This window comes from Ensifer sp. Root142 (genome assembly GCF_001426785.1).
Taxonomy (GTDB): domain Bacteria; phylum Pseudomonadota; class Alphaproteobacteria; order Rhizobiales; family Rhizobiaceae; genus Ensifer; species Ensifer canadensis.
The window spans coordinates 145,677-160,792 of record NZ_LMFK01000003.1; the positions used below are offsets into that span (position 1 = coordinate 145,677).

Genomic DNA, 15,116 nt, shown 5'->3' on the forward strand with positions numbered 1-15,116 from the left:
GGATTATAAGGCTTTCCCCGCCGTTATCGCGCAATTTTGCCTGGAAATGACTCAGGTCACCTTTCGTCTTGCCTTAAAGCCCGCTTTCGTCCTACTGCATAGCTCCTTAAATCGGCATCGATTTATGGAGCTATGCAGCAAGTGTTGCAGCGTCCTTTGCACGTCCTGTTCGACGCGTGGCGCTGCGACTGGCGCCGACGTCGAATCCGGACCCGAAATGCCACAAAAGGTCTTTCTCAATCGCCTGAAGCTGAGCGAGTTCCGCAATTATGCGGCGCTGTCGCTGGCGCTCGACCAGAGGCACGTCGTGCTGACCGGCGAGAACGGCGCCGGCAAGACCAATCTGATGGAAGCGGTGTCGTTTCTGTCGCCAGGCCGTGGCCTCAGGCGTGCGGCCTATGCCGATGTCGCTCGCGTCGGCGCAAGCGACGGCTTCTCGGTCTTTGCCGAAGTCGTGGGCATGGAAGGCCCGGTCGAGATCGGTACCGGCACGGCCGGCACCAGTGAGGGGCAATCACGACGCCTGCGGCTGAACGGCACGACAGCGAGTACGGTCGATGAGCTGACCGACCATCTGCGCGTGCTGTGGCTGACGCCGGCCATGGACGGGCTCTTCACCGGCCCGTCGGCCGATCGCCGCCGTTTCCTCGATCGGCTGGTGCTTTCGCTCGATCCGGAGCATGGGAAGCGCGCCAGCGAATTCGACCGTGCCATGCGTAGCCGCAATCGGCTCCTCAGCGACTTTCGTCCCGACCCGGCCTGGTTGACTGCCATCGAGCGGGAAATGGCGGGGCTCGGCGTGTCGATGGCGCTCGCACGGCAGGAGATGCTGGGTCTGCTGACGGCGCTCGTCGAGAGAAACACCGGCGACAGCGTCTTTCCATCTGCGCGCCTGGCGCTGGCGGGCTTCCTCGACGACGAGAGCCACAAGCCAGCCTTCGACCTCGAAGAACAATATCTCACCATGCTGCGCGAGGGCCGGGCGCGCGACGCGGCCGCCGGCCGGACACTGGACGGACCGCACCGCACCGACCTCCTGATTCGCCACCGCGAAAAGGACATGGAAGCCGAGCGCTGCTCGACCGGCGAGCAAAAGGCGCTGCTCGTCGGCCTGGTTCTTGCCCATGCGCGCCTCGTCGGCGACATGACCGGTCACGCTCCTATCCTGCTGCTCGACGAGATCGCCGCGCATCTCGACATGGGCCGCCGCGCCGCCCTATTCGATCTCGTCGACGGACTTGGCGGCCAGGCCTTCATGACCGGGACGGACCGTGCGATGTTCGACGCGCTCGGCGATCGCGGCCGGTTCCTGACGGTGGAGCACGGAAGCGTATCGGGATGATGGAGCCGATCATGGAAAGTGTCCGCTCATGACTAGTACAAGCCTCGAATCATCGGAAATTGCCCGCTACGCGCGCCACATCATGCTGCCCGAACTCGGCGGTGGGGGGCAACAGAAACTCAAGGCGGCGCGCGTTCTCGTCATTGGCGCCGGCGGCCTCGGCGCTCCTGTTCTTCAATATCTCGCCGCCGCCGGCATCGGCACGCTGGGCATCGTCGACGATGACGTGGTGTCGCTGTCGAACCTGCAGCGGCAGGTGATCCACCGCACGGCCGATATTGGCCAGACAAAGGTCGAGAGCGCCTCGGCAGCGATCGGCGCGCTCAATCCGCATGTGGTGGTCGAGAGGCATCCCCTTCGTCTGGCAGCCGACAACGCCGAGGCGCTGTTGCGCCAATATGATCTGGTGATCGACGGCTCGGACAATTTCGACACGCGCTATCTCGCCGCCGATACGGCAGCAGCCGTCGGCATACCGCTCGTCACCGGTGCAGTCGGCCGCTTCGACGGTTCGCTTACAGTGCTGATGCCTTATCGCTCGGGCGCGGATGGCGAACCGAACCCGTCCTACCGCGATCTCTTTCCCGAAGCGCCGCCGCCGGGCGTCGTGCCCTCCTGTGCCGAGGCCGGCATCATCGGCGCGCTCACCGGCGTCATCGGAACATTGCAGGCTATGGAAGCCATCAAGGTGATCGCCGGGATCGGCGAGCCACTCGTCGGTCGGCTGTTGATGTATGACGCTCTCTCGGCGCAATTCAGCACCATCCGCTATCGCCGGCGCAAGGACAGGAGCGCAGACTGATGCAGATCATCAGGATCGACGCTGCCTTCGATCGCTACAAGGAATTGCTGGCCCTGATCCTTGACGCCTTTGCCTATATGGACGGGCGGATTGATCCGCCATCCTCGGCCCATGCGCTAACGATTGAGGGGCTGAGCGAGAAGGCTTCGGCAGAAATTGGCTTCGTCGCCGTCGACGGCTCAGTGCTTGCCGGCTGCATCTTCTGCAAGCCGGAGACCGACTGCCTCTATATCGGCAAGCTTGCGGTTTCCGCGACCTGCCGGGGAAAAGGCGTCGGCCGACTGTTGCTTGCAAGCGCCGAAGCAGCGGCACGCGACCGCCACTTGGCCGCTCTGAGGCTGCTGACACGGATCGAACTCACCGAAAACCACAGGACGTTTTCGGCCTGGGGCTTCGTCGAAACCGACAGAACCGCTCACCCGGGCTTTACCCGGCCTACCTCGATCGAGATGCGCAAGACGCTTTGATCAGTCGCGAATCAATCGCGACCCGGCAGCACCCGATCCGGCGGCCGGTGACCGTCGAAGAAGGTGCGGATATTGATCACCACCTTGTCGCCCATGTCGATGCGACCCTCGAGCGTCGCCGAACTCATATGCGGCAACAGCACGACCTTGCCCTCGCCGGCGAGCTTGATGAGCTTGGGGTTGACCACGGGTTCATTCTCGAAAACGTCGAGCCCCGCACCGGCGATCTTGCCTTCGCGCAGGCACTTGATCAGCGCCGTCTCGTCGATGATGCCGCCGCGGGCGGTGTTGACGATATAGCTTTCCGGGCGCATCAGCGCGAGCCGACGGGCCGAAAGCAGGTGATAGGTCGCCGGCGTCGAGGGGCAATTGACCGAGACGATATCGACGCGGGCAAGCATCTGGTCGAGGCTGTCCCAATAGGTCGCCTCCAGCATCTCCTCGGTCTCGGCCTTGACCCTGTGACGGTTGTGATAGTGGATCGACAGGCCAAAGGCCTTGGCACGGCGCGCGACCGCGGTGCCGATGCGGCCCATGCCGACGATGCCGATGCGCTTGCCGGCAATGCGCCGGCCGAGCATCCAGGTCGGAGACCAGCCGGCCCATTCGCCCTTGCGATCGGTCAGGATCTGCGCACCCTCGGCGAGCCGGCGCGGCACGGCGAGAATGAGCGCCATCGCCATGTCGGCGGTGTCCTCGGTCAAAACGTTCGGGGTGTTGGTGACGGTAATGCCCTTGCGTGCGGCCGCGTCGACATCGATGTTGTCGACGCCGTTGGAGAAACTGGCGATCAGTTTCAGTTGCGGGCCGGCCTGCTCGATCAACGCCGCATCGATGCGGTCGGTCACCGTCGGCACGAGCACGTCGGCGCGCTTCACCGCCGCCACAAGCTCTGGTTGGCTGCGCGGCGTATCATCGATGTTCAGTTCGGCGTCGAAGAGCTCACGCATTCTGGTTTCGACGATGTCCGGCAGTTTCCGGGTGATGTAGACCTTGGGCTTCTTCTTGCTTGTCATTGCTGCGATGGGCCTTGTTGACGGGTCCTTAACCAAGTTGGGCGATACTTTCTCCCTGTAGCCGCAATTTCTACCAGACCCGGTCGGGAAGACAAACAAAACTCGCTGCGTCGTCCCCGCGATTTACGCCCCGGCCAAGAGCCCTGGGTGAACTGCGCCTGCAAGTTGCCACGGAAAATGAGCTTCGTCATGCGTCACGTCATTTCCAAACTCTCGTTAGCGTTGATCGCCGCCTGCATCGGCGCGGTCATCACGACGTCGGGTGCCCATGCCCAGGCCGCAAAGGGGGCCAGCGGATTGCCGCTGCCGCGTTTCGTCAGCCTGAAGGCCAAGAGCGTCAACCTGCGCATCGGCCCGAGCGTCGACTACGCGGTGGCGTTCCGCTACCTCAGGCCCGGCGTACCGGTGGAAATCATCCAGGAATACGATAACTGGCGCCGTATCCGCGACGCCGACGGCACGGAAGGCTGGGTGAACCAGGCCCTTCTGTCGGGCGACCGCACGGCCGTCACCGCGCCATGGATGCGCGGCAAGGGCGAAGGCGTCTTCGTCAACCTGCGCCGCGAGCCGCAGAGCACGGCAGGGATCGTTGCGCGCATGGAGCCCGGCGTGGTCATCCGTGTGGGTGAATGCAATGGCGACTGGTGCCACATCGAAACCCAGGGCGTCGAAGGCTGGATCGTCCAGAGCGAGATCTGGGGCGCCTATCCGGGCGAAGCCTTCAAATAAAGGCTACGCCCGCTCTGACATAGGTCATATTTGGTGCGCGGCGCTGCAGCTCGCCTCAGGCGAGCTCGGCCTGCTTGGCGGCAGCGGCAAGCGATACCATCGGCCTCGGGCCGATCTGGCCGATGACGATACCGGCTGCGAGATTGCCGAGCTTGCTGCAATCCTCGAGCGACCGACCGGTCGTATATCCGTGGAGAAAGCCCGCAGCATAGAGATCACCGGCGCCTGTCGTATCGACCACCTGCGCGAGCGGCGTCGCGCCGACGCGGACACGTTCGGTGCCGCGCACGACGACGGAGCCTTCTTCACTCAGCGTGACGGCCGCAAGCTTGCAGTCCTTCGAGAGCTTTTCCAGCGCCAGATCGAAGTCCTCGGTCTCGTAGAGTGCGAGCGCTTCCTGTTTGTTGGCAAAGACGATGTCGACGGTGCCGGAGCGCATCAGCTCCAGAAACTCGTCGCGATAGCGGTGGACGCAGAAACTGTCCGACAGGGTCATTGCGGTTTCGCGGCCGTTTTCATGGGCGATCTTGGCGGCCTCGCGGATTGCATCCTTGGCACGCGGCGGATCCCACAGGTAGCCCTCGAAATAGGTGACCTTGGCCTCAGCGACGACATCGGCCTCCACGTCCTCCGGACCGAGCTCGACGCAGGCGCCGAGATAGGTGTTCATCGAGCGCTCGCCGTCCTCGGTCACGAAGATCATCGAGCGGGCGGTCGGCGGCACCGTTTCGAGCGGCTTGGTCTGGAAATAGACGCCCTGGGCGCGAATGTCGTGCGCAAAGATCTCGCCAAGCTGGTCGTTGGTCGTCTTGCCAAAATAGGCGGCACGTCCGCCAAGGCTGGCAACGCCGGCCGCCGTGTTGCCGGCGCTGCCGCCGGAAGCTTCGACGGCGGGGCCCATGCGCGAGTACAACAGCTCCGCGCGGTCGGCATCGATGAGGTTCATTGCGCCCTTGATGATGCCGTTTTCACTCAGAAAGCCGTCATCGCAGCGCGCAATGATATCCACGATCGCATTGCCGATCGTCAGCACGTCGTATTTTGTCATGAACTCCGTCCAGTTTCCCTAATGGCCGGTGTTCGTTAATAGCGGTTTTCCAGCCATTTGGAAGACAAAACACGCGTGGCTGCGATCATTCCGCTGGTAATGCGCTTGCCTCATAGGCGGCGGCGAACTCGGCGCTCGGCGGGATCGGCTTGATGACGTCGATCAGAACGCCATTGGGATCGGCGGTGATGAAGTGGCGCTGGCCGAAATCTTCGTCGCAGATCGCCTTCAGGATCGGCAGACCTGCTGCCTGGCAATCGGCATAGACTGCGTCGGGATCCTCGACTTCGAAGTTGAGGAGCAGGCCACTGACCGGCGCGCGGGCACGCTCCGGGATGGTTTCATGGCGATAGTCGAGGACGGCGAGCGTCACCGTCTCGGATTCCGTCGACTGCAGATGCATGTACCAATCGCTGGTGAACAGCGCCTGGAAGCGAAAGTTGTCGATGTAGAATGCCGCGGTTGCTGCAACGTCTGATGTCATGATCACAGGATAGTAGCTCGTCGATTTCATGGGGCTTTCCCTCGCGCTCGCATCATCATACAGTCTGCATGTATTTTTGAATTAACATACAGGCTGAATGTATGCAAATAAAATCCTCGCGCCGCTCCAATCGCGAGCGCTCCGACACGACGCGCGCCGCGATCCTCGATGCTGCCCACGGTCTCTTCGTCGCGAGGGGATATGCAGAAACGTCGACGCCGGACATCGTGGCTGCCGCCGGCATGACGCGCGGTGCGCTCTACCACCACTTCGAAGACAAGAGGGCACTGTTTCGCGCCGTCGCCGAGCGGGAATCCAGTGCCGTGGCGGCGAGGATCGAGGAAGCGACATTCGACCGCCTGACGCCGCGCGAGGCGCTGATAACAGGCGCGCGCGCCTTCTTCGACGCCATGGCGGAGCCGGGCAGAATCCGCATTCTACTGCTCGACGGCCCGGCCGTGCTCGGCACACGGGAAATGGCGACGATCGACGCGGCCAACGCCCAGAGAACGCTGGAAGAGGGCCTGGCGGAGGCGATGGCGCCGCAGGTCCACGATCAGGCCGCCTTGACGGCAATGGCGACGCTGCTGTCAGCCGCCTTCGACCGCGCCGTGCTGGAGATTGCCGAAGGCGCGCCGACAGAGGTCTACGTCGACGCCATCGGCCATCTGATCGACCGACTGATCTCCGCATGAGTCAGTCTCGGGCCGACAGCGCAGACAGATATAAGACGCGCGTCAGCCGGCGACCGGAAGAACTTGTTGCGGCAACTCGACCAGCGGCGCCGGGATATCGCAGGTCTTTTCCGGTGCCTTGCAGATATCGGCAATGACGCAGCGCTCGCATTCCGGCTTGCGCGCCTTGCAGCAATAGCGGCCATGCAGGATCAGCCAGTGATGCGCATGGTAGAGATATTCGTTGGGAATGATGCGCGAGAGCTTCGCCTCGACCTCATCAGGGGTCTTGCCCGGTGCCAGACAGAGGCGGTTGGCGATGCGAAGGATATGGGTGTCGACGGCGATCGTCGCTTGGCCGAAGGCCATCGACAGCACGACGTTGGCGGTCTTTCGCCCGACGCCCGGCAGCGTTACCAGCTCCTCCCGCGTGCGCGGGACTTCGCCGCCGAAATCGGTGATCAGCTTTTCGCTGAGCGCGATGACGTTCCTGGCCTTATTGCGGAAAAGGCCGATGGTCTTGATGTAGTCGCGGACCTTCTCCTCGCCGAGGGCCAGCATTTTTTTCGGCGTGTCGGCAACGGCGAAAAGTGCCCGGGTTGCCCGGTTGACGCCGGCATCAGTCGCCTGCGCCGACAGGGCGACGGCAACCACCAGGGTAAAGGGATTGACGTGCTCCAGTTCCCCCTTCGGCTCCGGCCGCTGGATCGAGAAGCGTCGGAAGATCTCGGAGATTTCCTCGCGACTGTAGACGCCTGAGGTACGCGGGGCGCGGCGGCCCGTCGCTGGCTTCGTTTTCGCGGGCTCGCCCGGCAATTTCGGCTTCACGTTTTTCATGATGCATCTATAGTCAATGGTCATGACTGATGGCAACGATCAGACGCTTGACGGCGAAGAGCCGGTGTTCAGCGCCGAACTGACCCCCTATCGCTCCCTGGGCTTTAAGGGGTTCAAGGTGTTTTTCCTGATCGCCGGGCTGCTCAGCCTGGTACATGCGGTCGTGTTCATGGTGATCGGCGCCTGGCCGATCGTGTTCTTCTTCGGGCTGGATTTCGCGCTGCTGTTCGGTGCTTTCTGGCTGAACTACCGCTCGGCGCGTAGCCGTGAAGAAGTCAGCGTCTCGCGAACCGACGTGTCGGTGCGCAAGTTCACGCCGTCGGGCCGGATGATCGAACACCGCTTCAATCCGTTCTGGGCGCGCTTCAACATCGCACGGCATCAGGAGATCGGCATCGTCTCGATGAGCATCAGCGGCGGCGGCCACAGGACCGATGTCGGTTCCTTCCTCAACCGCGACGACCGCGAAACCTTCGCCACGGCGTTTTCCGGGGCGCTTGCCACCGTGCGCCGCCGCTGACGCTAGGGCCAATCAAGTTTCGGGTGGCAACGACGCTGGCGGCATGGTTACCTGTGTCACGACAGGAGATGACCGATGAACATTGCGACAACCCTCCCCACCGACATCACGCCTGATGGCACCGATTACGACACGGTGAGAAATGTGATCGAGATGCTCACCGAAGAGTATCGCGAGCAGCCTTCGCTTGAAGCGATCGCGAAGCGTCTGAAGCAGTCGCCGACGCAACTGCAGAAGGTCTTTACCCGCTGGGCCGGGCTGTCGCCGAAGGCGTTCCTGCAGGCGGTCACGCTCGACCATGCCAAGCGCTTGCTGCGCCAGGAAGACATGCCACTCTTGGAGACCAGCATCGAGATCGGGCTTTCCGGCCCGAGCCGGCTGCACGACCTCTTCGTCACCCATGAGGCGATGTCGCCGGGCGAATGGAAGGCGCGCGGCGCGGGCCTCACCATCCGCTACGGCTACCACCCCTCCCCCTTCGGCACGGCGCTGGTGATGATCACCGATCGAGGTCTTGCCGGCCTTGCCTTCGCCGATGGCGGCGGCGAGCACGAGAGTTTCGAGGATATGGCGCATCGCTGGCCGAACGCCACCTATGTCGAGGACAGCGCGGCCACGGCGCGTTATGCGGCGCGCATTTTCGATCCTGAACGCTGGTGCGCCGGAGAGCCCTTGCGCATCTTCCTGATCGGCTCCGATTTTCAGATCCGGGTCTGGCAGGCGCTCTTGAAGATCCCGCTCGGCCGCGCCACGACCTATTCGACCATCGCCGGCGAGATCGGCCAGCCGACCGCCTCACGCGCCGTCGGGGCAGCCGTCGGCCGTAACCCGATCTCGTTCGTCGTTCCCTGTCACCGGGCGCTCGGCAAGAGCGGCGATCTCACGGGCTATCACTGGGGGCTGACGCGCAAGCGCGCAATCCTCGGATGGGAAGCCGGCAAGGCCTGAGAACGAAAAAAGGGGCGACCGGCGCCCCTTTTGTTTGCTCTGCAGTTTGCCTTAATGGGCAGCCGACATATCGCCGAGCACTTCCTTGGAAGCGACCGTCGAATTGGCGTTGAGCTTGTAGACCATCGGCACACCGGTCGCGAGATTGAGCTTCAGGATCTCTTCCTTCGTCAACCGGTCGAGAACCATGACGAGCGAGCGCAGCGAGTTGCCATGCGCGGCAACGAGAACCTTCTCGCCGGCCAGCACGCGCGGCAGGATATCCGTCAGGTAGTAGGGCCATACGCGGGCGCCGGTGTCGCGCAGGCTTTCGCCGCCCGGCGGCGAAATGTCGTAGGAACGGCGCCAGATATGCACCTGCTCTTCGCCCCACTTCTCGCGGGCATCATCCTTGTTGAGGCCGGAGAGGTCACCATAGTCGCGCTCATTCAGCGCCTGATCGCGGATGGTTTCGAGTGACGGCTGGCCGACGGCGTCGAGCACGAACTGGCAGGTGCGCTGGGCGCGGATCAGCGACGAGGTGAAGGCGATGTCGAACTTGATGCCGTAGTCGGCGAGCGCCTTGCCGCCAGCCTTGGCTTCTTCGACGCCAAGCTCGGTCAGGTCAGGATCGCGCCAGCCGGTGAACAGGTTCTTCAGGTTCCAGTCGCTCTGGCCATGCCGGACAAGGACGAGGGTGCCGCTCATATGATTTCCCCTTGAGACGATAGAGATGGTGTCAGTTGAGCCCGAGAACATCGAGCATGGAGTAGAAGCCGGGTTTCTGGTCGCGTGCCCAGAGTGCTGCGGTAATGGCGCCCCGCGCGAAGATGGAACGGTCGGTGGCGCTGTGGGACAGCGTCACCTGTTCGCCTTCTCCGGCGAGAATGACCGAGTGTTCGCCGATCACCGAGCCGCCGCGCAGCGTCGCAAAACCGATCGTGCCTTGCGGGCGGGCGCCGGTGTGGCCGTCACGGACGCGCACGGAATTTTCAGACAGCGCAATGCTGCGCCCCCTCGCCGCCGCTTCGCCAAGGAGCAGTGCCGTGCCGGAGGGGGCATCCACCTTGTGCTTATGGTGCATTTCGAGGATTTCGATGTCCCAGGCAGCAGGCCCGAGAGCACGCGCCGCCTTCTCCGTCAGCACGCCGAGAAGATTGACGCCGAGACTCATATTGCCCGACTTGACGATGCGGGCATGACGCGCGGCAGCGCGGATCTTCGCGTCGTCATCCGCCCCGCAGCCGGTGGTGCCGATCACATGCACGATGCGTGCCTGTGCGGCGAGGCCGGCAAATTCGACGGTGCCGGCCGGCGACGTGAAATCGAGCACGCCTTCGGCTTCGACAAAAGCTTCGAGCGGCTTGTCGGTGATCGCGATGCCGATCGGTCCGAGCCCGGCGAGTTCGCCCGCGTCACGGCCGACGAAGGGTGAGCCTGGACGTTCGACGGCCGCATGCAGGCGGACGCCGTCCATGCCGTGAACCATACGGATCAGCGTCTGGCCCATGCGACCGGCCGCGCCGACGACCACAAGCTTCATGTCCGTCGTGCTCATCGGCGATATTCCTTCCAGCTCATGTTTAGATTTCGGCGTCGGCCGACGCCTCTGGGGCCTTGCCCTGGAGATTGTGCAGGCGAGCGTAGAGACCGTCCTGGCGGCGCGCAAGATCCTCGTGCGTGCCTTCCTCGACGACGAGACCGTCCTTCATGACGATGATCTTGTCGGCATTGACGACCGTGGACAGACGGTGGGCGATGACGATGACCGTGCGTCCGTGCATCGCCTCGTCGAGCGCCTTCTGCACCGCGGCCTCCGACTCGGTGTCGAGCGCCGAGGTTGCCTCGTCGAGCAGCAGGATCGGTGCATTGCGCACCAACGCGCGGGCGATCGACAGACGCTGCCTCTGGCCACCGGACATCGTGACCCCGTTTTCGCCAACCGGGGTGTCGTAACCCTGCGGCTGGGTGAGGATGAAGTCATGCGCATAGGCCAGACGCGCGGCTTCCTCGATTTCCGCATCGGTCGCGTCCGGGCGGCCATAGCGGATGTTGTCGCGGATAGAGCCTTCGAAAAGATAGGGCTGCTGCGAGACATAGGCGATGCCATTGCGCAGCGACTGCTTGGTGACGTCGGCGATGTCCTGCCCGTCGATCAGAATCTGGCCGGAGGCCGGATCGTAGAACCGCGGAACAAGGCTGATGACCGTCGACTTTCCGGCCCCGGACGGGCCGACAAGCGCAGTGGTCTTGCCGCCTTCGGCGACAAAGCTGACGCCCTTCAGAATCTCGTCGCCATTGGCGTAGCGGAAGCGCACATCGCGCAGCTCGACGTTTGCACCGTGGAACTCGAGCTGCTTTGCATCCGGCTTGTCACGCTGATGCGGCACCGTGTCGAGGATTTCGTAGACCATGCGGGCGTTGACCGCGGCACGTTCCAGCGAAACCTGCAGGCGCGCCAGGCGTCGGGCCGGGTCATAGGCCATCAACAGAGCGACGACGAAGGCGAAGAAGGCTCCCGGCGGTACGCCGGCATAAATCGCGCGGAACGCGGAATAGGCAAGCACGCAGGAAATCGCGAGACCCGCAAAGGTTTCGGTCATCGGCGCGGTGCGTTCGCTCAAGCGCGCAATCCGGTTGGCCCGGTTTTCGGCCCGCTCGATGATCGCTTCGACCTTGCCGCGCAGTTCGCGCTCCATCGTGAATGCCTTGACGATGGAAATGCCCTGGATCGTCTCCTGCATGGCACCGAGGACACGGCTGTTGACCTCGATGGATTCACGCGTCGCCGAGCGCAAGCGCCTGGAAACGTAGCGCAGGCCCAGCAGCAACGGCGGCGCTGCCACGAAGACGATGATCGACAGCAGCCAATCCTTGGCGAACATCACGCCGACGAGCCCGATCAGGGTCAGGAGATCACGGGCGATCGAAGTGACGGTCAGATTGAGCACGTCCCGAATGCCGCTGACATTCTGGCTGATCTGGGCAGCGAGCTGCGCCGAGCGTGTCTCGTTGAAGTAACCGACGCTCAGTGCCATCAGATGCGCATAGAGCCGGCGCTGGTAGCGCGCGACGATATTGTTGCCGATCTTCGACAAGGCGACCGCCTGGCCGTAGGTGGCAAAGCCGCGCAACACGAACGCGCCAAAGATCGAACCGCACACCAGCAGCACGATACCCGCATTTCTGTTGGCAAAAGCCTCGTTGATCACGGTCTCCATGATCGAGGCGGTAAAGCCGGTCGTCACGGCGACGACAGCCAGGCACGCAATGGCAAAGACGTAGCCGCGGATATGATCGCGACCGTTTTCTGCGATGACCCGCTTCAAGATTCCGCTGATCGTGTCAGAATCGACAGCGTGCTGTTTTCTATCTCTGGCGCTCAAAAAGCCTGTCTTCCCTGAGCCTGCGCGGTAAGTCGGACGCCGACACTACCTTTCTCGGGCTCTATAGTGCTTTGATGTCGCTTTGGCGAGTCTTTGCGCACGCCGCCGCCATCAGCTTCGCCAGCGGCGTCCCTCCGTTGCAACACCGAAGTCTCTCGGCGTGCGCGCGAAAGCTGCCAAACCCGACAGTGCCGCCATCGGATGAATGACCGCGAAGGTCGGGATGGTCTTCATCAGCGCGGAATGCGGCGCCTTGTCTTCGAAGGCGGCCCGGAATTCCGGTTTTTGCAGCGCCGGCAGGATCTTTTGCGAAATGCCACCGGCCAGAAACACACCGCCGCGCGCCATGAAAATCAGCGCCATGTCGCCGGCCACGCGACCGAGATAGGTCGAAAACAGCGATATACTCTCGACCGCGGCGGGGTTGTTGTCGGCAAGTGCTGCTGTGGTGACCTCGGCCGGATCGTTCAGGACCGGTTCTTCGCCATTGGCGGCGCAAACGGCCCGATAAAGATTCATGATGCCGCGACCGCAGAGGATCTGCTCGCCGGCCATGCGCCCCTCGATCGGCTCCAGGAAAGGCCAGATCTGGAAGTCGCGCTCGGTTCGCGGGCCGATATCGACATGACCGCCTTCGCCGGGCACCGGAAACCAGGTGTGCTGCGCGAAGACCAGGCCGCCGACACCGAGTCCGGTACCCGGACCGAGAACGACGCGGGAGGTCAGCGGGCGAACGCTGCCGCCACCGATCTTCACCAGATCTTCGGCAGCCGGGGCGGCGACGGCCAGCGCCTGCGCCTCGAAATCGTTGATGATCAGGACGTCCTCAAGGCCGAGGCCCGACAGCATGTCCTTGGGGCGTAACACCCAGCCGGCATTGGTCAGCGGAATCTCGTCGCCCTTGATCGGGCCGGCGACGGCGAGGATCGCCGACCGCGGCTGGACCGAGGTCTTGTCGAGGATGCTCTTCTGCAACGCTTCCTCGATCGTCTCGAAATCGCCGGTCTTGATCGGCGGCAGCTGCTTCGGCTCGGCAAAGGCATCGAGCAGCAAAGCGAAGCGGGCATTGGTGCCGCCGATGTCGCCGATCAGGATCGGAAAGGAAAAACTGTTGTCACTCGCACCGGGCATCACACTGTCCATCCTGATCGTCGCCGTGAGGTTTCGAATTCTCTACAGCGCCGCGCGTCAAATATGACGCGCAAAGGACGCTGTAGCACTTAAACTTGCTGCATGAATCCTTAGATCGAATCCGATTTAAGGATTCATGCAGTATCAGTTGTGGTTGAAGTCGATCAACTGCTCCGCCGTTGCGCGATTGAGCGCCATCGGAATATCGTAGACGATCGCAAGCCGCATCAACGCCTTGACGTCAACATCGTGCGGCATCGCCGTCAGCGGATCGACGAAGAAGATCAGAAGCTGGATATCGCCGGTGGCGATCATCGCGCCGATCTGCTGGTCGCCGCCGAGCGGACCGCTTTTCAGGCGCGTGATATCGAGGCTGGGACAAACATCGAGAACGCGGCCGCCAGTCGTGCCCGTGGCAACGATCTTCCATTGCGCGAAGACCGCTTCGTTTGCCTTGGTAAACGCGGCGAGATCATCCTTCTTCTGATCGTGAGCGATCAGGGCAACGCATTTCCGATCCGCCATGCCGTATCCCCGCCAGCAAATTTAAATCGATTTGATGGCCGTATACATGAGCCCGGCAAGATTGAAAAGGCGCAAGCCGAGACGGCTACTGCAGCGTCGGGCGCGCCAGGGGAACGGGAATGTCGGCTGGCGGCAAATCGGCTGCGGCATTGCCGATCACCTGCTCGATGCCCTGTTCGGCAGGCACTGGCGACGCAGCGCGATAGGCCATGCCGAAGGTCGCATCCTGCTCGGTGGCCGGGGCCGGTCCGTTCAGCACCAGGGTGCAGGCCTTCGGCAGATCGGCCATGGTCGTCAACCGGGGCTTCACCGGCTTTTCGCCCGGCTTCTTCTTCGGCTTTGCCCATGGTTCATCTGTAAACCACCAGGCCAGCGATTTGTCGCAGCCATCGCCGGCCGGGACGGCCGCCTGGTCCTTGCAGGTCTTCGAGCCTGCCGGGCATTTGATGCGGATGTGGAAATGGTAGTCGTGGCCATAGATCGGCCGGACCTTGCCGAGCGCAGAACGGTCACCGTTCCAGGTGTCGCAGAGCTTCTTCTTGATCGCCGGATTGACGAAGACCCGTTCGACCTGCGGGTAACTGGCGGCCAGCATGATCAGCCGGGCATGCGCCGGCGTCCAGATCGATGGGTCGACGGTCAGAAACTTGTTCTTCTGCAGCATCGACGTTGCGGAGATGTCTTCCCGCTCCCGGCCCGTCAGCGTCCTCTGCGGCATCGGCGTCAGCCAGATATCGGCATCGAGACCGATCTGGTGCGAGGCGTGGCCGGAGATCATCGGTCCGCCACGCGGCTGCGAGATATCGCCGAGAAGCAGACCCGGCCAGCCGACCTTTTCGGCGGCATCATGGGAGAATTGTTCGATCAGTGCGATCATCTGGGGATGGCCCCAGCGCCGGTTGCGCGACAGCCGCATCGCCTGCCAGGTGGGACCATCCGTCGGGATCGCGACGCCGCCGGCAAGGCAGCCCTTCGCATAGAAGCCATAGGACGAAGGCGCCATCTGAGCCGGCAGCGTCTTGGCGCCGAAAAGCGTCTTTGCCGGCGTGTCGTCGGCCCTGGCAGCATCGGCGATCAAGAAACTCGTTCCGAGCAACAGCGCCAGAAGCGCCGAGCCGCAACGTTGAAGTGGAGCAACCATGTCATTTCGTCCCGTTCATGTCCCGCAGACCCCGACGCCGACGCGCCGTGTCCGATGAACCCCCATCCTAAGGCGCGGTCTTTGCCT

The 15,116-nt window shown here is 63.1% G+C and carries 17 protein-coding genes; 7 read left to right on the top strand and 10 right to left on the bottom strand.

Translation table 11 applies throughout. The annotated features are described in order from the left end of the window. Window positions 1-217 precede the first annotated feature (217 nt). Genes recF through ASD52_RS07130 form a run of 3 tightly spaced genes read left to right on the top strand, consistent with a single transcriptional unit; the run spans window position 218 to window position 2,611 of the window. Entirely contained in the window at window positions 218-1,342 is a 1,125-nt protein-coding gene (gene recF / locus ASD52_RS07120; protein ID WP_025425423.1) for a DNA replication/repair protein RecF, read from the top strand. Between the two features lie 28 nt (window positions 1,343-1,370). Next, entirely contained in the window at window positions 1,371-2,144 is a 774-nt protein-coding gene (locus ASD52_RS07125; protein WP_057204384.1) for a molybdopterin-synthase adenylyltransferase MoeB, read from the top strand. After that, a complete protein-coding gene (locus ASD52_RS07130; RefSeq protein ID WP_025425421.1) occupies window positions 2,144-2,611 on the top strand; it encodes a GNAT family N-acetyltransferase in 468 nt (155 codons plus the stop codon). The genes ASD52_RS07125 and ASD52_RS07130 overlap by 1 nt, the downstream gene beginning before the upstream one ends. A gap of 11 nt (window positions 2,612-2,622) precedes the next feature. On the opposite strand, the gene ASD52_RS07135 is transcribed toward ASD52_RS07130, so the two are convergent. Further along, complete coding sequence (locus tag ASD52_RS07135; protein ID WP_025425420.1) at window positions 2,623-3,627, bottom strand: D-glycerate dehydrogenase; 1,005 nt, start codon at window positions 3,625-3,627, stop codon at window positions 2,623-2,625. Between the two features lie 189 nt (window positions 3,628-3,816). On the opposite strand from ASD52_RS07135, the gene ASD52_RS07140 reads away from it, so the two are divergent. Continuing rightward, window positions 3,817-4,356, top strand: coding sequence for an SH3 domain-containing protein (locus tag ASD52_RS07140; RefSeq protein WP_025425419.1), 540 nt, complete (start codon window positions 3,817-3,819; stop codon window positions 4,354-4,356). A gap of 55 nt (window positions 4,357-4,411) precedes the next feature. On the opposite strand, the gene ASD52_RS07145 is transcribed toward ASD52_RS07140, so the two are convergent. Beyond that, a complete protein-coding gene (locus ASD52_RS07145) occupies window positions 4,412-5,404 on the bottom strand; it encodes an adenosine kinase (RefSeq protein ID WP_025425418.1) in 993 nt (330 codons plus the stop codon). Window positions 5,405-5,489: 85 nt separating this feature from the next. After that, entirely contained in the window at window positions 5,490-5,918 is a 429-nt protein-coding gene (locus tag ASD52_RS07150; RefSeq protein ID WP_025425417.1) for a VOC family protein, read from the bottom strand. Between the two features lie 71 nt (window positions 5,919-5,989). On the opposite strand from ASD52_RS07150, the gene ASD52_RS07155 reads away from it, so the two are divergent. After that, window positions 5,990-6,583 carry a TetR/AcrR family transcriptional regulator gene (locus ASD52_RS07155; RefSeq protein WP_025425416.1) on the top strand — a complete coding sequence of 198 codons (594 nt, stop codon included), beginning with the start codon at window positions 5,990-5,992 and terminating at the stop codon, window positions 6,581-6,583. Between the two features lie 42 nt (window positions 6,584-6,625). Here the strand turns inward: ASD52_RS07155 and nth are convergent, their stop codons facing one another. Further along, a complete protein-coding gene (gene nth, locus ASD52_RS07160; protein WP_025425415.1) occupies window positions 6,626-7,399 on the bottom strand; it encodes an endonuclease III in 774 nt (257 codons plus the stop codon). A 22-nt stretch (window positions 7,400-7,421) separates the two neighbouring features. Between nth and ASD52_RS07165 the strand changes: the two genes are divergently transcribed. Both ASD52_RS07165 and ASD52_RS07170 read left to right on the top strand, forming a co-directional pair. Continuing rightward, window positions 7,422-7,919 carry a DUF2244 domain-containing protein gene (locus tag ASD52_RS07165; RefSeq protein ID WP_025425414.1) on the top strand — a complete coding sequence of 166 codons (498 nt, stop codon included), beginning with the start codon at window positions 7,422-7,424 and terminating at the stop codon, window positions 7,917-7,919. Window positions 7,920-7,994: 75 nt separating this feature from the next. Further along, window positions 7,995-8,867, top strand: coding sequence for a bifunctional helix-turn-helix domain-containing protein/methylated-DNA--[protein]-cysteine S-methyltransferase (locus ASD52_RS07170; protein WP_025425413.1), 873 nt, complete (start codon window positions 7,995-7,997; stop codon window positions 8,865-8,867). A 51-nt stretch (window positions 8,868-8,918) separates the two neighbouring features. Here the strand turns inward: ASD52_RS07170 and ASD52_RS07175 are convergent, their stop codons facing one another. The 6 genes from ASD52_RS07175 to mepA all read right to left on the bottom strand — a co-directional run bounded on the left by ASD52_RS07175 (window position 8,919) and on the right by mepA (window position 15,029). Then, window positions 8,919-9,554 carry a 2,3-bisphosphoglycerate-dependent phosphoglycerate mutase gene (locus tag ASD52_RS07175; protein WP_025425412.1) on the bottom strand — a complete coding sequence of 212 codons (636 nt, stop codon included), beginning with the start codon at window positions 9,552-9,554 and terminating at the stop codon, window positions 8,919-8,921. Between the two features lie 31 nt (window positions 9,555-9,585). Next, window positions 9,586-10,404, bottom strand: coding sequence for a 4-hydroxy-tetrahydrodipicolinate reductase (dapB, locus tag ASD52_RS07180; protein WP_025425411.1), 819 nt, complete (start codon window positions 10,402-10,404; stop codon window positions 9,586-9,588). Between the two features lie 25 nt (window positions 10,405-10,429). After that, window positions 10,430-12,232, bottom strand: coding sequence for an ABC transporter ATP-binding protein (locus ASD52_RS07185; protein ID WP_057204388.1), 1,803 nt, complete (start codon window positions 12,230-12,232; stop codon window positions 10,430-10,432). 111 nt (window positions 12,233-12,343) lie between these two features. Then, window positions 12,344-13,363 carry a glucokinase gene (locus ASD52_RS07190; RefSeq protein WP_025425409.1) on the bottom strand — a complete coding sequence of 340 codons (1,020 nt, stop codon included), beginning with the start codon at window positions 13,361-13,363 and terminating at the stop codon, window positions 12,344-12,346. A 144-nt stretch (window positions 13,364-13,507) separates the two neighbouring features. After that, window positions 13,508-13,888 (bottom strand): methylglyoxal synthase, encoded by a 381-nt coding sequence (locus ASD52_RS07195; RefSeq protein WP_025425408.1) that lies wholly within the window; start codon window positions 13,886-13,888, stop codon window positions 13,508-13,510. Window positions 13,889-13,973: 85 nt separating this feature from the next. Further along, window positions 13,974-15,029 carry a penicillin-insensitive murein endopeptidase gene (gene mepA / locus ASD52_RS07200; protein WP_025425407.1) on the bottom strand — a complete coding sequence of 352 codons (1,056 nt, stop codon included), beginning with the start codon at window positions 15,027-15,029 and terminating at the stop codon, window positions 13,974-13,976. Between the last annotated feature and the right edge of the window lie 87 nt (window positions 15,030-15,116).